General features: G+C 46.6%; 8 protein-coding genes and 1 pseudogene. 4 read left to right on the top strand and 5 right to left on the bottom strand.

Going from position 1 to position 15,715, the window contains the following annotated elements; translation table 11 throughout:
- Positions 1–56: 56 nt before the first annotated feature.
- Entirely contained in the window at positions 57–1,133 is a 1,077-nt protein-coding gene (locus tag CRO74_RS15170; RefSeq protein WP_097126872.1) for a DUF2806 domain-containing protein, read from the top strand.
- A gap of 218 nt (positions 1,134–1,351) precedes the next feature.
- Here the strand turns inward: CRO74_RS15170 and CRO74_RS15165 are convergent.
- From CRO74_RS15165 to CRO74_RS15155, 3 genes and pseudogenes are all read right to left on the bottom strand, one after another.
- Positions 1,352–1,579: pseudogene (locus CRO74_RS15165) on the bottom strand (transposase); the annotation flags it as partial.
- 249 nt (positions 1,580–1,828) lie between these two features.
- Positions 1,829–2,104 carry a helix-turn-helix domain-containing protein gene (locus CRO74_RS15160; protein ID WP_179830204.1) on the bottom strand — a complete coding sequence of 92 codons (276 nt, stop codon included), beginning with the start codon at positions 2,102–2,104 and terminating at the stop codon, positions 1,829–1,831.
- A gap of 253 nt (positions 2,105–2,357) precedes the next feature.
- Positions 2,358–3,410, bottom strand: coding sequence for a hypothetical protein (locus CRO74_RS15155; protein WP_097126869.1), 1,053 nt, complete (start codon positions 3,408–3,410; stop codon positions 2,358–2,360).
- 472 nt (positions 3,411–3,882) lie between these two features.
- Here CRO74_RS15155 and gnd point away from each other — a divergent pair, with 472 nt between their 5' ends.
- From gnd to CRO74_RS15140, 3 genes are all read left to right on the top strand, one after another.
- Positions 3,883–5,337 carry a decarboxylating NADP(+)-dependent phosphogluconate dehydrogenase gene (gene gnd, locus CRO74_RS15150; RefSeq protein ID WP_097126868.1) on the top strand — a complete coding sequence of 485 codons (1,455 nt, stop codon included), beginning with the start codon at positions 3,883–3,885 and terminating at the stop codon, positions 5,335–5,337.
- A 412-nt stretch (positions 5,338–5,749) separates the two neighbouring features.
- Positions 5,750–8,503 carry a DUF1553 domain-containing protein gene (locus tag CRO74_RS15145; RefSeq protein ID WP_097126867.1) on the top strand — a complete coding sequence of 918 codons (2,754 nt, stop codon included), beginning with the start codon at positions 5,750–5,752 and terminating at the stop codon, positions 8,501–8,503.
- Positions 8,504–8,552: 49 nt separating this feature from the next.
- Positions 8,553–10,028 carry a DUF1501 domain-containing protein gene (locus CRO74_RS15140; RefSeq protein ID WP_097126866.1) on the top strand — a complete coding sequence of 492 codons (1,476 nt, stop codon included), beginning with the start codon at positions 8,553–8,555 and terminating at the stop codon, positions 10,026–10,028.
- 94 nt (positions 10,029–10,122) lie between these two features.
- Here CRO74_RS15140 and CRO74_RS15135 read toward each other — a convergent pair whose 3' ends face one another.
- Together CRO74_RS15135 and CRO74_RS15125 are read right to left on the bottom strand one after the other, a co-directional pair.
- Positions 10,123–11,742, bottom strand: coding sequence for an FAD-binding protein (locus tag CRO74_RS15135; RefSeq protein WP_097126865.1), 1,620 nt, complete (start codon positions 11,740–11,742; stop codon positions 10,123–10,125).
- 470 nt (positions 11,743–12,212) lie between these two features.
- On the bottom strand, positions 12,213–15,668 hold the full coding sequence (locus CRO74_RS15125) for a DUF4013 domain-containing protein (RefSeq protein ID WP_218840218.1): 3,456 nt from the start codon (positions 15,666–15,668) through the stop codon (positions 12,213–12,215).
- Positions 15,669–15,715 lie beyond the last annotated feature (47 nt).

Below are 15,715 nucleotides of genomic sequence, written 5' to 3'. Positions count from 1 at the left end.
TCTGCTGACTTTGTTTCTATTTGAAGAGTAGATCAAACATAACAGTATAGCACGCTATGGATAATTCACTACCTGATTTTAGTCCTGAAAACCTGAGCAAAGCAGGAGAAGTAATCAAACAAACAGCGAGCTATCTTAAACTAGCTGATATTGTCCGTAATGTTTTAGGGGAAAGGGCAACGCTACTCTTATTCCGAAAAAAATCATCTCTAGAGGTTGAAAGAGCGCAGCAACTGGCTGAGGTTGAGCTGTCAAAGAAATTTATTGAAAAATCAATAGACCAATTCACTTCAACTGATGAAGGTAAGTACCTTATGAATGCTGTTGGCGCGTCCTTTGCTCATCAGCAATTGCGCAAATTCGCCAATCTTGATAAGGTAATAGAGACAGCCTTTGAACAACTTGAACAACAAGAAGATACTATTTCGGATAAGCCAGTTGATGAAGATTGGACAAATCGCTTCATCAATTATGCAAGCGATGTTTCAAATGAAGAAATACAAAGGTTATGGGGCAAAGTGTTAGCCGGAGAGATTAGTCGGCCAGAATCATACTCCTTGAGAACTTTGGAGTTTTTAAGAAGCGTCTCAAAGGTTGAAGCAGAAATTATTAATGATATGGCAAAAGCTTCCCTATCAATGAACGATATGGCCTTTCTACCTGGTAAAGTGGGTGATTATAAATCGGATCACTATAGTAAATTAAGCTACCGTGATTTGATTAATTTGGAAACAAACGGCTTGATTTACACGCAGGAAACGTTAATAAATTTATCAGTGTCTCGTACTTCTTTAACTGTTTCCCGTGCTTCAGGCCAAACCTATATTACTTTCATTTATGGAAGGTATAGCGTCTTTTTCGATGTTGTCACCGAACTGCATAGTATCTCTATACCAGGAATATTATTGACCCAGACTGCCAACGAATTAAGACAGTTAGTTGATGTTAACATAAATAAAGAGCTACTGAAGCAAGTTAAGGCTCTAATTATAGAACGAATTGGTAATCAATATCCCATAAAGTGCAGCATTTTTGACAGAGGTCAGTTAGCTGTTAGAAATTATGGTCGAGGTCAAACAGTGTTTGTTAATTTCTCTCTAGCAAAAGATGAGCAGGAAATTATTCTAGATTAGAATGTTGGTCTCAAGTAATTAGGCAGAATTAAGCTTGAAACTAACTTGGGTATTTTTTACAATAAGGTTTGTAAAGCTGATGATATATATCGACCCATACTCCTTAAAATACAAAGAATAGCTTTCTTTAAGATTGAACAGCTTATGTAATGCGTTTTGTTAAGCCACTTATATTTACAGAAGCACCACAGAATTTCAATGGGATTCAGATGAGGACTTTAGGTAGGTAAATAAAAAATGGATAGACCTTGGCTTTCCCAAGTATCAAATTCGGTTTTAACCATTTTTGCATGATGAATAGGGCCATTATCCAGTACAATTACGTAAGGTTTAGGGTGCACTTTTCGAGCAGAATCATCTAAACAATTTTTAATAAAGGCACCGTCCAAATTGGCTTCACTGTGATAAACCGTTAACTGACCTGATAAACTCATGAGCCCAAAGACATTTAACCGATTGTTCTACCTCCGAGCAAATCGGCGTTGAGTTAGCCCTTTTTTTGCCAGCCATAGGGTACATAGGGCTGCATCGCAAAACCGGACTCATACCCAAAATAAAGCTCTATGTAGCCTATTAACCAGAGTGTTAGAAGTAATTTCCAGCGTTCGTATTTGTCGGTATACACTATTTTGTTCTGGCCTTGATGCGTACACCGCCGGATGCGTCGCCATGAATAATTATTTTTTTAAAAAGCGTTAAACTGTATCCGAACTCACGGGTGTATTCAACTCTTTTACTAATTCGGACTGAATCGCTTTTACATTTTGAGCATGGGTTTCAACCGCCTTGTCTAACTGCTGAGTATGGTTGGCATTAGTGACGCTCAAAATCGGGTTACGCCCTTGGCCTATTTTACGATTTAGCCCAATAATGCCCACAGTTTCCCAACTATTTATCCAATTTCCGACTGTATTATGGTTTACATCTAAATGTTTAGCAACTTGTTTGATCGTTACGCCTACCTGATTCAATAAAATGGCACGACATTTTTCTCTAAACTCTGCTTTATGGCGATATTTTTCCCTTCACGCAAGGTAATTTGCTCATATTCTAGCAGGTTGATATGTTTCTCTTTACGGCTCATACCGCTAGAATAGTTAATCTAAACTAATTCTGCGTGATTACTTACAAAAGTGGAGAATCTATAATTAACAATAAAATAGCTGAAATTTTATAAATTTAAACAATATAGTACATTTAAAATGTTGTATTTTATTAGTTATTTTATGGCCAAACTGATGTTTTATATCCACTTGTATTTTTATCTAAAGGTTGTCTATCTTTAAAAGCATCCTCAGGTACAAATTCAATATATTCCTGTAACAACAAACTAATAAGTGAAGATGAAATAGATACATCTAATGCTTGCCTTATTTTTAATAGTATAACAGCTACATTTAATACATGATTAAGCCACTCAGAAGCTTCCTCTACAGTAAAAGCAAATGTTGGTGGATCAAAGTGATTGAGATGGTTCCGCAGTTCTCTTAAGCTCTCCAAACTTGCCATCTCCGGTTCAATATTAATACTATTCCCTGTAATTGAATACACCCATTTAAGCTTATCATTTAATCTTCGACCATTCTTAACGCCTAATTTGGCTTTGTTAAATTTCCAAGACGGTAATGGATCAAATTCTGCTTTAGTATATACCTGCAATAAAGTAATGTCTAATAGAGAAATAATATCATTAATTAAGTTCTTAAAATCATATAACCATTCAAATTCAAATATTTCATTAGAGGTATTAACTAAATACCTTCTTTTAGAAATGACTCTATTAATTAATTGCGGATTAAAAGATGTTATTATGTATCCTTCTCTATCCAATGAAGGTTTAATCGGAAAATTTTCACCATACTGTTGCTGTGGAGTACTATCTCTAACATTCAATAAAGATTCCATTCGTATATTTAGTGAGACATCTAACCACAAACATTCATATCGTGGAAGATTATAATCTTCTGGCACAAACGCCCCATTCTCTCTTAACCCTTGTGTAATAATTAAGTAGTTAAATGAATTACTAACCACTTCTTTTCCATTTCCATCTTCATAGCTGATCCTATAAACTTTATTATCTTTTCTCCAATTATTTATAGATTTATTTATAGATTTAAAATAATGCTTTATAAGAGCATATCCTATGTTAGTAACTATCCCACTTATACGCTTTCCATTAAATCTCAAGTATTTATGTTGTGGATTTCTAATGTATCCTGTTTCCCCTACTCCAAATGAAGAATCACTGATCCTAAGTCTATATTTATTATCCATATTCAAAATGTATGATATAAGTTTTTAAGATGCAAGTTTGTACTCACCTGTTAGTTCCTATTACATGTCAACAAACTGATATACAAGGTATATATTTACAATAATTGAATAGGCATTTTCAGTGATATTATCACAATGAACAGAAAAAAGGTTTTCAGCTCACAAATAACTATAAACTAAGGACATACAATGCAAATCTAACTTCAGCTTCGGAAGCAAAAAGCCTCCAATCTTATAATTTGGGGCTTTTTTGTTGTTTCATCCTAAAATCAAATACTCCCTGCAAATAGATTGGCTCCGTCCGAACTTTGAACAAAGTGAGATAGGCCAATCAACCTCCATACCCCTCTATTCTCGTATCTTGGCTTGCCAAAAGGTAAGGACAATACGACCTTTACAAATGAGTAGGGGAACCGCAGGTACTACTTACTTAAATCAAACCAATTCACTACTACTAAGTATAGTTCACGTAATGACAAAAACTGCAGATATCGGCCTGATTGGTCTTGCCGTGATGGGGGAAAACCTTGTGCTTAACATGGAAAGCAAGGGGTATACCGTAGCTGTCTACAACCGAACGGTTGAGAAAGTCGACAACTTTATAAACGGCCGGGGAGCCGGTAAAAACTTCATCGGTGCCCATTCGATTGAAGAACTGGTCGCTTCGCTGGAAAGACCGCGGAAGGTGATGATGCTGGTAAAAGCCGGACAACCCGTTGATGATTTTATTGACCAGATCATCTCGCATCTTGAGCCAGGCGATATAATCATTGATGGGGGTAACTCTTATTTCCCGGACACCATCCGCCGAACCCAATACGTAGAAAGCAAAGGCTTACTGTACGTAGGAACGGGCGTTTCCGGTGGGGAGATCGGTGCTTTACACGGCCCGTCTATGATGCCCGGAGGAAGTGCCCAGGCCTGGCCTTTCGTAAAGGATATTTTCCAGTCGATTGCCGCCAAAGTGGATAACGGCGTGCCCTGCTGCGATTGGGTAGGCAGTGACGGGGCGGGTCACTTCGTAAAAATGGTTCACAATGGCATCGAGTATGGCGACATGCAGATTATTGGCGAAGCCTATCAGGTGATGAAAGATTTGCTGGGCATGAGCGCCGATGAAATGCATGAAGTCTTTACCAAATGGAATACCGAAGAACTGGACTCCTATCTGATCGAGATTACCGCCGAAATCATGGCGTATAAAGACGAGGACGGCAGCCCAATGATCGATAAAATTCTGGATAAAGCCGGACAGAAAGGTACGGGCAAATGGACGGGTTCGGCGGCTCTTGAACTGGGGGTTCCTCTTACGCTGATCGGCGAATCGGTATTCGCTCGTTTTTTATCTGCCCAAAAAGATATGCGGGTAGAGGCCTCAAAACTAATCAGTGGGCCAAAACCTGAGTTTAGTGGCGATAAGCAGGCCATGCTGAACGATTTAAAAATGGCGCTGTACGGGGCCAAGATCATTTCGTACGCACAAGGGTATAACCTATTGATGGCAGCCGCCAAAGAATACGGCTGGCAGCTGGATTACGGCGGTATTGCCCTGATGTGGCGGGGTGGCTGTATTATCCGTTCTGCGTTTCTGGGCGATATCAAAAAGGCCTTTGATACCAATCCGGCACTTGCGCATCTGTTGCTCGACAATTTCTTCAAACAGAAAGTGGAATTAGCACAGGATGGCTGGCGTCGGGTGTGTGCCGCTGCGCTGCTCAATGGCATTCCGGCTCCTTCGCTGACATCGGCACTCTGTTATCTGGATGGCTTCCGAAGCGCATGGTTACCCGCCAATCTGCTGCAGGCCCAGCGTGATTACTTTGGCGCTCATACGTACGAACGGATCGACAAACCACGCGGGCAATTTTTCCATACGAACTGGACCGGCGAAGGGGGCAACACCGTATCGACGGCTTACAATAACTAACCGAATTGCGCCGACCTGCGTATGTGCGCCATGTCCCCAGGGTATAGCAGGCATACACAGGTCGGGAGAACCTGAATACTGGTGTATACAGGATGAACTTAGGTCAACTCAAAACTGCATTTTTTAACCACAGAGCCACAAAGCGCACAGAGGTTGAGCGGGGAAGCGAGTATCTTTATCAACCTCTGTGCGCTTTGTGCCGCAACGGCGGACCGTCTCTGTGGTTAAACCTTTTTTCGGTCGGCCAGCCATTTAACCCGAACAAAAGCTGTGTACAGACTAAATTTCGATCTAGTCAACACATTACGTTACTATAGTTTCGCGTGATTACTTACAACTGATACTCAACAGAAGAATACTACAGCCCCCAGCTGATTGCCGGTAGAATAGGAACCAATTGACCGACGAGATCATGAACAAACGCATTGGGATTAGTGTCGGCGTAGCGGCCGTTGTCATTACGTCCTTCACCTGGTCTCCACCCTGGTTCGGTCACCAGGTTGATTACAATACGGATGTCAAACCAATCCTCAATAAGCATTGCCTGAGCTGTCATGGGGGCGTAAAAAAAGCCGGGAATGTTAGTTTTCTGTTCGAGCACGAACTGGTTCAGCCGGGGAAATCAGGGAAAATTCCGGTGGTACGCGGAGATGCCGATGCCAGTGAACTGATCCGACGTATACAATCCCACGATCCGGAAGAGAAAATGCCTAAAAAGGGCACACCGCTGAACGAGGAAGAGGTGGACATTCTCAAACAATGGATCAATGAGGGAGCCAATTGGGAAACGCACTGGGCTTACAAACGCATTGAAGAACCCACCATTCCTTCTTTACGGTCGATCCGTAATGGGTTTGGTCTGTTGAACACCCGTGATCTCAACTGGGTAAAAAACGAAATTGACCACTTTGTCGTCGAAAAACTAACCGGAAAGGGACTTTCCTTTTCGCCCGAAGCGTCCAGAGCTACGCTTATCCGGCGCGTGAGTCTGGACCTGACCGGCCTGCCGCCAACCGAAGCCGAAGTCCGGAACTTTGAGCGGGATACGTCTGATCTCGCGTATGAAACGGTTGTTGACCGACTTCTGCAATCGCCCGCTTACGGGGAGCGCTGGACAGCGATGTGGATGGATCTGGCCCGGTATGCCGATACGAAAGGGTACGAAAGCGACGGTGGCCGAACCATGTGGCCTTACCGGGATTACGTCATAAAATCATTCAATCAGGATAAGCCCTTCGACCGCTTTACCATCGAGCAACTGGCGGGCGATTTGCTGACGAACGATAAAGGCGGGTTTCCGACGGAAGAAAACCTGATTGCCACGGGTTTTCACCGCAACACCATGACCAATAACGAAGGTGGCACGAATGACGAAGAATTTCGGGTGGCCGCCCAAATCGACCGGGTAAACACGACCTGGGAGGTATGGCAGGGCACTACGTTTGCCTGCGTTCAGTGCCACAGCCACCCCTACGACCCCATACCGCACGAAGATTACTACAAATACATGGCCTACTTCAACAACTCCCGGGACGAAGACCTGTGGGACGAGTGGCCGAAGCTACGCTTTTACAAAGGGGAGGATTCCGCGCGGGTCGAACGGATCAAGCAGTGGATCAGCCAGTACGATCCGGGGCAACTGGTCGAAAAAACGCAGTTCATGCGCGTGCTGGAGCCCAAAATCAACGCCCATTCGTTTATCAAGGGAGACGCATCGACCGCCTTGCTGATCTCTTACTACGGCGTTAAAGACAAGGGCAATGCCCGGATTCTGCCGGTTACGCTTTCGGGAACGGGCAGCGTCGTTTTGAATCTAACGACAAAAGCCAAAAATGCCGTCCTGACCCTGTATCTCGACAAGCTGAACGGCCCGGTGCTGACGACCTTCAACGTACCGGACCGCGACACGGTCCTGATAGCCCCTATTACGCCCGTACGCGGCAAACATGACATTTACCTTTCGCTGAAAAGTACCGCATCGCCTGAGGAGTGGGTTCGAATAAACTGGATTTCTTTTCAGAAACCATTGCCGGGTGCCGGTCAGCCGAACTATGCGAAGGTAGTTGCCGACTATGCCGGAACCCTAACCCGACCTGCTGAGAGCATGCCCGTGATTTGGGAAGGTAAAGGCGACTTTGCCCGCAAGACCCATGTTTTCGTGCGGGGCAACTGGATGGTTAAAGGGGCTGAGGTTCGGCCGGACGTACCCAAACTACTGGCTCCAATCCCATCCAACTATCCAAAAAACCGGCTTGGTCTGGCCAAATGGATTGTGAGTCGGGACAATGCACTTACCGCGCGTGTGATCGTAAACCGGTTCTGGGAACAGCTTTTCGGACGGGGCATTGTCGAAACGCTGGAAGATTTTGGTTCGCAGGGCAATGAACCATCCCATCAGGCCCTGCTGGATTGGCTGGCCGTGCAATTCATGGAACAGGACCATTGGCAGGTAAAGAAACTACTCCGCCGAATGGTGCTGTCGGCCACGTACCGGCAACGTTCGGAAACCACACGCGAAAAGACGGAAAAAGATCCGTACAACCGCTGGTTGTCGCGCGGACCTCGGGTGCGGCTGAGTGCGGAGCAGGTGCGCGACCAGGCCCTGGCCTGTAGCGAGCTGCTCTCCCGTAAACAATACGGCCCGAGTGTAATGCCTCCGCAACCGGATAAAATCTGGCAATCGCCCTACAGTGGCGAGAGCTGGATAACCAGTACGGGCGAAGACCGCTACCGACGTGCCATTTATACCTACTGGAAACGCACAGCCCCCTACCCGTCCATGACGACCTTCGATGCGCCCAGCCGCGAGTTTTGCCAGTCGAGACGAATAGCGACCAATACCCCGTTGCAGGCTCTGGTCACCCTCAACGATCCGGTGTACCTGGAAGCCGCCGAAAAGCTGGCTTCTACAATGCAGCGAAGGGGAAAGACACCCGCTCAACAACTGTGGGAGGGTTACCGGATGCTCACCTTCCAGCCAATTGGGAGCAGGAAGCTGAAGGTATTGCTGGCTACCTATACCGACGCTTTGTCCACGTTTAAAGCCTCCCCTTCCGAGGTGACTAACATCCTGCGGTACGGAAGCGAAAAATCGCCGGAACTGGCCGCCCTGACCGTTTCGGCCAACGTACTGCTGAACCTGGATAAGGTGGTAACCAAAGAGTAGTTCTGCGATTTTAGATACCATTTCTGCAAGCCAAACCAACGAATCGACGATGAACAAGTTACTGAACGAACTACTTCATGCCGACGTACAGCGGCATACCCGTCGCCATTTTCTGCAATCCGCCGGTTTTGGGCTGGGCATGCTGGGGCTGGGTTCACTACTGGATGCTTGCGGGCCATCCGGGGAGAAAACAACGGCTACCCGTTCGGACGCTCCCTTGCATGTGCCGCATTTTGCGCCGAAAGCAAAGCGGGTCATTTATATCCACATGGCAGGTGCCCCTTCGCAACTGGAACTATTCGATTACAAACCCGAGCTGGAAAAATATCACGGTAAAGACTGCCCGGCGGCTTTTCTGGAAGGGAAGCAATTTGCCTTTATTCAGGGAGTTCCCAAGATGCTGGGCCCACAGGGGAAGTTTGGCCAGTACGGTCAGTCGGGGGCCTGGTTGTCGGACTACCTTCCGTACCTGCAAACGATGGCCGACGAGATTACCTTTCTGAAAGCCATGCACACCGACCAGTTCAACCATGCCCCGGCGCAGCTGCTGCTTCATACGGGAAGCGCCCGACTGGGCCGCCCGAGCCTGGGCGCGTGGGCCGTGTATGGTCTGGGCTCCGATAATCAGAATCTGCCCGGATTTATCGTTCTGGCGTCGGGTGGCCGGCAGCCCGACGCCGGAAAAAGTGTATATGGCAGCGGGTTTCTCCCATCGGTTTATCAGGGTGTGCAATGTCGCACCGGTGGCGATCCGGTGCTCTACGTAACCGATCCTCACGGCATGAACCGCAACATGCGCAAAAAGACTATCGAGGCTATCAACGAAATCAACCGGCAGACCTACGAAGACGCCCAGGACCCGGAGATTCTAACCCGGATTAGTCAGTATGAAATGGCTTTTCGTATGCAAATGTCCGTTCCGGACGTGATGGACGTATCGAAAGAGCCGCCGTTTATTCTGGATATGTATGGCGTAAAGCCCGGAGACGGCAGCTTTGCAATGAACTGCCTGCTGGCCCGCAAGCTGATTGAAAAGGATGTTCGATTCGTACAGCTTTTCGACTGGGGCTGGGACGGTCACGGCACATCGGCTGCCGACAATGTAGAAGGTGGGTTACGGCAAAAATGCAGGCTCTCGGATAAGCCCATAGCGGCCTTGCTACAAGACCTGAAGATGCGGGGGCTGCTTGAGGAAACGCTGGTGGTGTGGGGTGCCGAGTTTGGCCGAACCCCTATGCAGGAAAACCGGAATGGCCTGGTGATGCCTTACATGGGCCGGGATCACCACCTGGAGGCATTTACGATGTGGATGGCCGGGGGCGGTACCAGGCAAGGTTACACGCATGGGCAAACCGACGAGCTGGGCTACTATGGCGTAAACGATCGTGTGCATGTCCACGATTTACAAGCCACTATTCTTCACTTAATGGGTTTCGATCACGAGAAATTCACCTATCCGTTCCAGGGCCGAAACTTCCGTCTTACAGATACTGCCGGTAAGGTTGTTAAGGAAATACTAGCCTGAGCAGTCATCAGGGTATTCGGCCGGTGTGGTGTCGGGTTGAAGAACCTAACACCGCTAAAAAAGTATACCGCTCCCTCCCCATAAATTGCCTCACTCACACAACCGATGCGGCAATTGCATCGCGAAGGGCCACGAAGTTGGGCGCTATGTTTACGCGATAATCGGCTAGTCTGACGGTATTTAAAAAATCATTGGAGAATAGATCCGCCATTTCCTTTGAGAGTAATATACTTCTCATATCCTTCCATTGGTCGTCGGCGTTGCCGTACATCAGGTCGACCAGGTTCGGGAATGACCAGGGTGCATTTTTGCCCCAGTGCAGCGTGAATCCTATACCGTTATCCCGGAAGGTTTTGATCACGTCTGTCAGAAAATCATCCAGCGAGATCATGTTTTGATTGCCTTTCCAGGGCACCCCGTCTACTTCCAGAATACAGGTGGTTGGAAACCGGGTGAATCCCAGCGTGGCTTCCGACGCTTTCACAAACCGCATGGACAGGATGCCCGGTATTGGCCCTTTGTCGTTCATCAAGTCAATGAACAGGTCGAGGGCTTTGGGCGAGTCCGCGATGTCGATGCCAAAGCCGCAGCCAAACGCAGCGCTCGACTGTGAGGTGTCCCAGAAGATTTCGCCAAGAGTACCTTCTATCACTTCATCCACTTTCGGGAATGCTTCGCTCCTCAACGCGTCCAGTATCTTGGGGATGATTCGCTTATGCTTAGCCGCAAACGCCGATACCCAGGTGGGTATGTCTTTAAAGATAGCGTTTTGCACGAACGGAACCGGATTGGGGTAGTTAGTTCGATAGGGCTTTTTGTAGATAATTTCGGTTACGAAATCTTCGCTGGCGTTATATGGATTTATGTACAGCTTATAATGGAATGGCCGATTTACGGTTCCGTCCCGCAGTACTTCATCCGGTAGTTTGAAGCGGGCATTAGTAAAATCCATCGTGGCGGCAATCTGCAGCGCATCGGCTTTGCTGATCTTTTTGACATAGCGTTTCAACAGGTAAATATCCTCGGCTTCGAGTACGACACCGTGAATGACGCCAAATGCCCCTAAGCTCACCAGAGCAGCATTGAATAACGCATCGCTTCGGATAACCCTTGACTTTATACGTCGGGCGAACTCATCCGCCAGAGCAGGGCGGCTTTCACGCTCGATATAAATCAGATCATTCGCACCGGGGCCAATGATGAGCTGGAGTCCCACAACACAGTCCTGAACAGACCCTACATCAATGGACGAGCCGTGAACGCCCGTAGAAATAGCCCCGGCTATGGTTTGCCCATTGCTGGCCCCGCATGTTTTCAAAGATTTACCCTTTTTCTGGAGAAATTCAGAAATCTCTTTGATCGTGTTGCCGCATTGAAACAGAAAAAGGTTTTCCGACAGATAAGACTTGGCCGGGTGTAGTTGACTGTCTTTTACCTCCAGTCTGATGTTCAGGCTGGCATTAAACAGCATCCGGTCGCTTTGGTGGGCTACGTTCGATAATGACCAGGCGCTGCCATACGCCCGAAACCGTTCGTTGTTGGCCAGGCTGTCTTTGATCAACGCCTGAATACCACTGGCGCTATCGTTGAACCGGTCAATGAGCGAAACAATGTTTCGGTCGGTATCAATGTTGAACAGGCATTTTGTTGGGTAAGGCCCGTTAAAATGATAGTTGTTCCACTCCGTAATGTGGTGGGTGGTTGTATGCGCCATGATCTTATTGGTTTGACGGTTTTATACACACGATTCGAACCCTTACTGCTTTCCGTTTGCCAAACGTGAACGTATTCCGAAGCATATCGCCAAACGTAATCTTATACTCTATTGAGTGAAAACCTTCTGTACAGGTCGAATCAACGACTCTAGCACTTTCCTGCAGTAAAGAAAGGTGATTAATGAACTTGACATCCCGCACTTTTTTGGTGTTGTAAAACCCTAATTCCTGCCGGAGCGGGTCTGGCTGTGGCACCCCGTTTTTGTTAGAAACAATTACGGAATACGAGCAAGCCTGAAGCAGAACCAGCAGACTCAACACGCATAGTCTATACGTTAATTTGTTATACGCCATACATGGATTAATAAAAGGGTGATTAATCGCTCATTGAATCTGTCGACTACTTTTCAGTCAGGCTGAACCAGTCACTTCCTGACCGATTTAATACAGATCGTTCATAACGTATTTCTTATTCTACTTTTGGAAGATTAGCCTTAGGAGACTCTTTTTTCTTTTTTATTATCACCTCGTTTTTGATCTTCTGATTCAGCACATCTATACAGTTTTCCCATTTCGAGTTGTCAAAAAAGTCGTCCAGCGTTAAGTTAAAATCTGTTTTTAAATCGGCCTTTACCCGTTCGATCACATAAGCGCCAAGGGCACGGTAGCTTTCAAATTGACTCTCGCTAAAAAATTGATCACTTGTCGATTCATGGGGAAAAGCTTTTTTAGCGGATGCATAGTTAAATATGTCACGCGGTTCGTGTCCGTAGAAGCCGGGCTTGATGTAGAGGAGTATACCGTCGTTAGCTGAGTAGTGCTTTGTCCTGGCATTTTTCTTAGGTACATCACCGGGTGAGGGCCCTTCCGAGTAGCGAATTCGGCCAATGGCTAAATATTTTCCATGCTTGGGCGAGACCGCCGTTCGGGAACGCACGGTAAATCCAAGCGGAAAATCAATAGATATACCAAGATCAATTCGAACTTTTCGAATGGCATTTCCCAAATCCTCCAGGTTGCATGATTCGTCGCAACCGGCATCGCTAACCAGAATAACCCGGTTCCGGCGTGATACCATCTCGTATAGTCCTAAATTCTCAAAATGACCACCGTCTGATAGATATACATAAGGGTTTACATCATCCGTATTCCCGATCATTTCGTCATAAATAGGCCTGAGGGCTTGTATGGGACCTGATTTATAGAACGTATCGTCTCCGGCGGGTCCGGGATTTCCTAACCACCAGCCCAGTCGAACGTTGAACAGTGTCATAAGAAACCCGATAACGAGCGACGAGTTATAGCCCTGATTAGGGCTGGCGGCAGCCCCGGAAATAGTCATGGCGGTACCCAGCGTTATTCCGGTTTTTCCGCCATAACACCGAGCATCACTGGAATCAACCTTACTGTGTTTCTGACCAGTGCGCCGGTAGCCAAGATACATGGCCCCCGCGTGTAGGGACGTCACCGTAAATGACTCGGCCTTTCGCTCTTGCCACGCCAGATTACGCCCCGCTACCAGATTTAGAGCAATGTTGATGACATGAAATGGTGCGTTTCTTCTACCTGATGCTTTCTCTTTCCCCGCCTTTGGAGAAGACTTGGCGAACGAAGGTGGAGGAGTGCTTAGCTTTTTCATATCGATGTTATCCGTCTCGTCAAAGCCCGTAAACGGATCAGGCTGACGTTCACCAGGAGGTCGTGAAGCCCCTAAGTAGGTACGTATCAACCGCATTCGATACAATGCATGAAGGGAAAACTTGTTTGTGCTGACAACCAGCCCGAAACCACTACCAATTAAGAACAAGACAACCAGCACGCTGAAGGAAAGCCAGGGTGAAGCGTACGATAATGTAGTGCTATCCAGACGTCTAAATGAGAGCGGATCGAGTTGAAAACCAACATATCGGATTAAAGCCATATCAGCTAATGACAGGCCAATAAACAGAGCAAGTACTGTAATGACGGCAACAATGGGCAAAGCCAGTTTCGAAAGAAGGCGACTTAAATTCATCACGTTGGTATGACCCTGGTCTTTCTCATCACCATTCGTTTTTGAATTCTGACCAAGAAAAGCCGTCAGTATACCCGACCCTATGCCAACACCCGCCGTGGTGGGCAGGCCTATCACGACAATTAGTGTTCTGGTCAGATCGAGTCCATAAAGGACCAGGCCTGTAATGATAAACCAGCCAATTGCAACGATAAGAAGCCAACCGCTATAGCGCGCTGTCCATTCCCGCTCGGCATCATCGGTACGCAGACTGATAATTCCCTCAAATATATAACCGGCTATCAGTAAGGAGAGCATAAAGCCCGGCGCGGCCAGGCAGGTGTACAAAACCATGTTTGACGACAGCCCACTGAGTAGCAATAATTTTCCCGTTAACAGAAGCAGAAGCCCGGCGATAGCACCGGTAACGGCAACGGCCACTATTTCGAGAACTTTGCTGTGCTGAAGTTGAAACCGAATAGCAATCAGCCATCCCAGAAAATGCGCCAGGGTGGTTCCCATCATAATAACAAATCCCCCATAGCTAAAGAGATGTATACCATCTGCTCCATTAAAATCAAGCGAGGTATGTATATTTTGTAGAAAGGCAGAAGAATCGGGAGGTAACTTTTCGAACCACCGCCAGGCCAGCATCCAGAAAAAAATGGCGCAGCAAAGCGGCAATAGACAATTGAGCAGAAAAGCAGACTGATCCCGCTTTGACTCGCGCACCTGCTTCTTCTTGTACGTCGCTATGTTTCGGGGACGGTATTCATGTATAAAACGGGTACCGTATACAGTACACAGGGCAGCCAGACTACTTGTGGTAAAAACACCCGCAGAAGAATACCCGGCCTTTAGATTAACAATGGTTACAATAAGCCAGGGGATGGCCGTAATAGCGGCAAGAAAGGGTATGATAACGAGCCACAAGAGTAGCAGATTACGCAGATAAATGGCAAATAAGGTCCAGGTATCGGCTGATAACAATCCGAATTCCGGACTTAAATAATTACTGTACTGGCGTAAATGCCGCACAGGCGCAGCCTCGGGTTCAATGGGTGTATCGGCATGACAACGGAGTTTCTTGTTCACCTCGTCAAACCCTTCATGATGGATCCAGGCACTTAACCACGACCCAAGATAACCACCCCCCGATACCGTGGAGAGGTAGGTGAACTTGTCGAGTACTTTATTTTTAACCAGCCCCTGAACAACCCCCAGTGCAAACGTAGCACTCCGGATACCTCCCCCCGACAGACAAAGCGCAGTATGATGCCTGTCATACATCTTCGCAAAGATTCTCTCCAATCGCTGGTCATCTATCCGGTGGATATAGCCTACATAAGCATCCTCCAACAACAGTCGGTTCAGCAGTTTTCTATCAACTGCTGCCCCTTTCGTTAGTATTGCCCAATCCGGTAGCCAATCTTCTACCAACGATTTTTTTTCCTCTGGCTTGGGTGATTTCGTTTTGGCCCGCTGCTGATCGTAATGCTTAAGCAAACCACGGGTGTAAGGCCGCAGAGATGCATCGCGCATCCAGGGTTTTACTTCTACCAGATCCTCCTCAAGCTTTCCTTCCAGTATCTGTTTAATGAATTTTACTAACTTCTTTTTATTTGACGTTATATCGCCGGTTATGGGCTTAAGGGCCATAAGCCATTCTGCAAGTTCTTTGTACCGGATTTCATTTGGTGAGGGAATAACACTCTTATTTTCATCTCTAAACCACTTTTCCAATCCTTTCAATAACTCAGCGGTATTACGAAGTTCAATCTCAGTAAGTTGTTTTTCACTGTTATTGATTGAGCTTTTTGATTTTCCATTACCATGAAAATAATTGCCCTGGCACAGATGGTCATACTCTTCCTCAAGCATTTCACAGAAGCGAAGCGAACGATTGACATAATTAATTGGGGGCTTAGGCATGACAACTTCAGATAAAACAGGTCCGACTGTACAACTTAATGGTAATG

It is taken from the genome of Spirosoma fluviale (assembly GCF_900230225.1).
Classification (GTDB): Bacteria; Bacteroidota; Bacteroidia; order Cytophagales; family Spirosomataceae; genus Spirosoma; species Spirosoma fluviale.
This window is presented reverse-complemented; position numbering and strand designations above follow the sequence as displayed.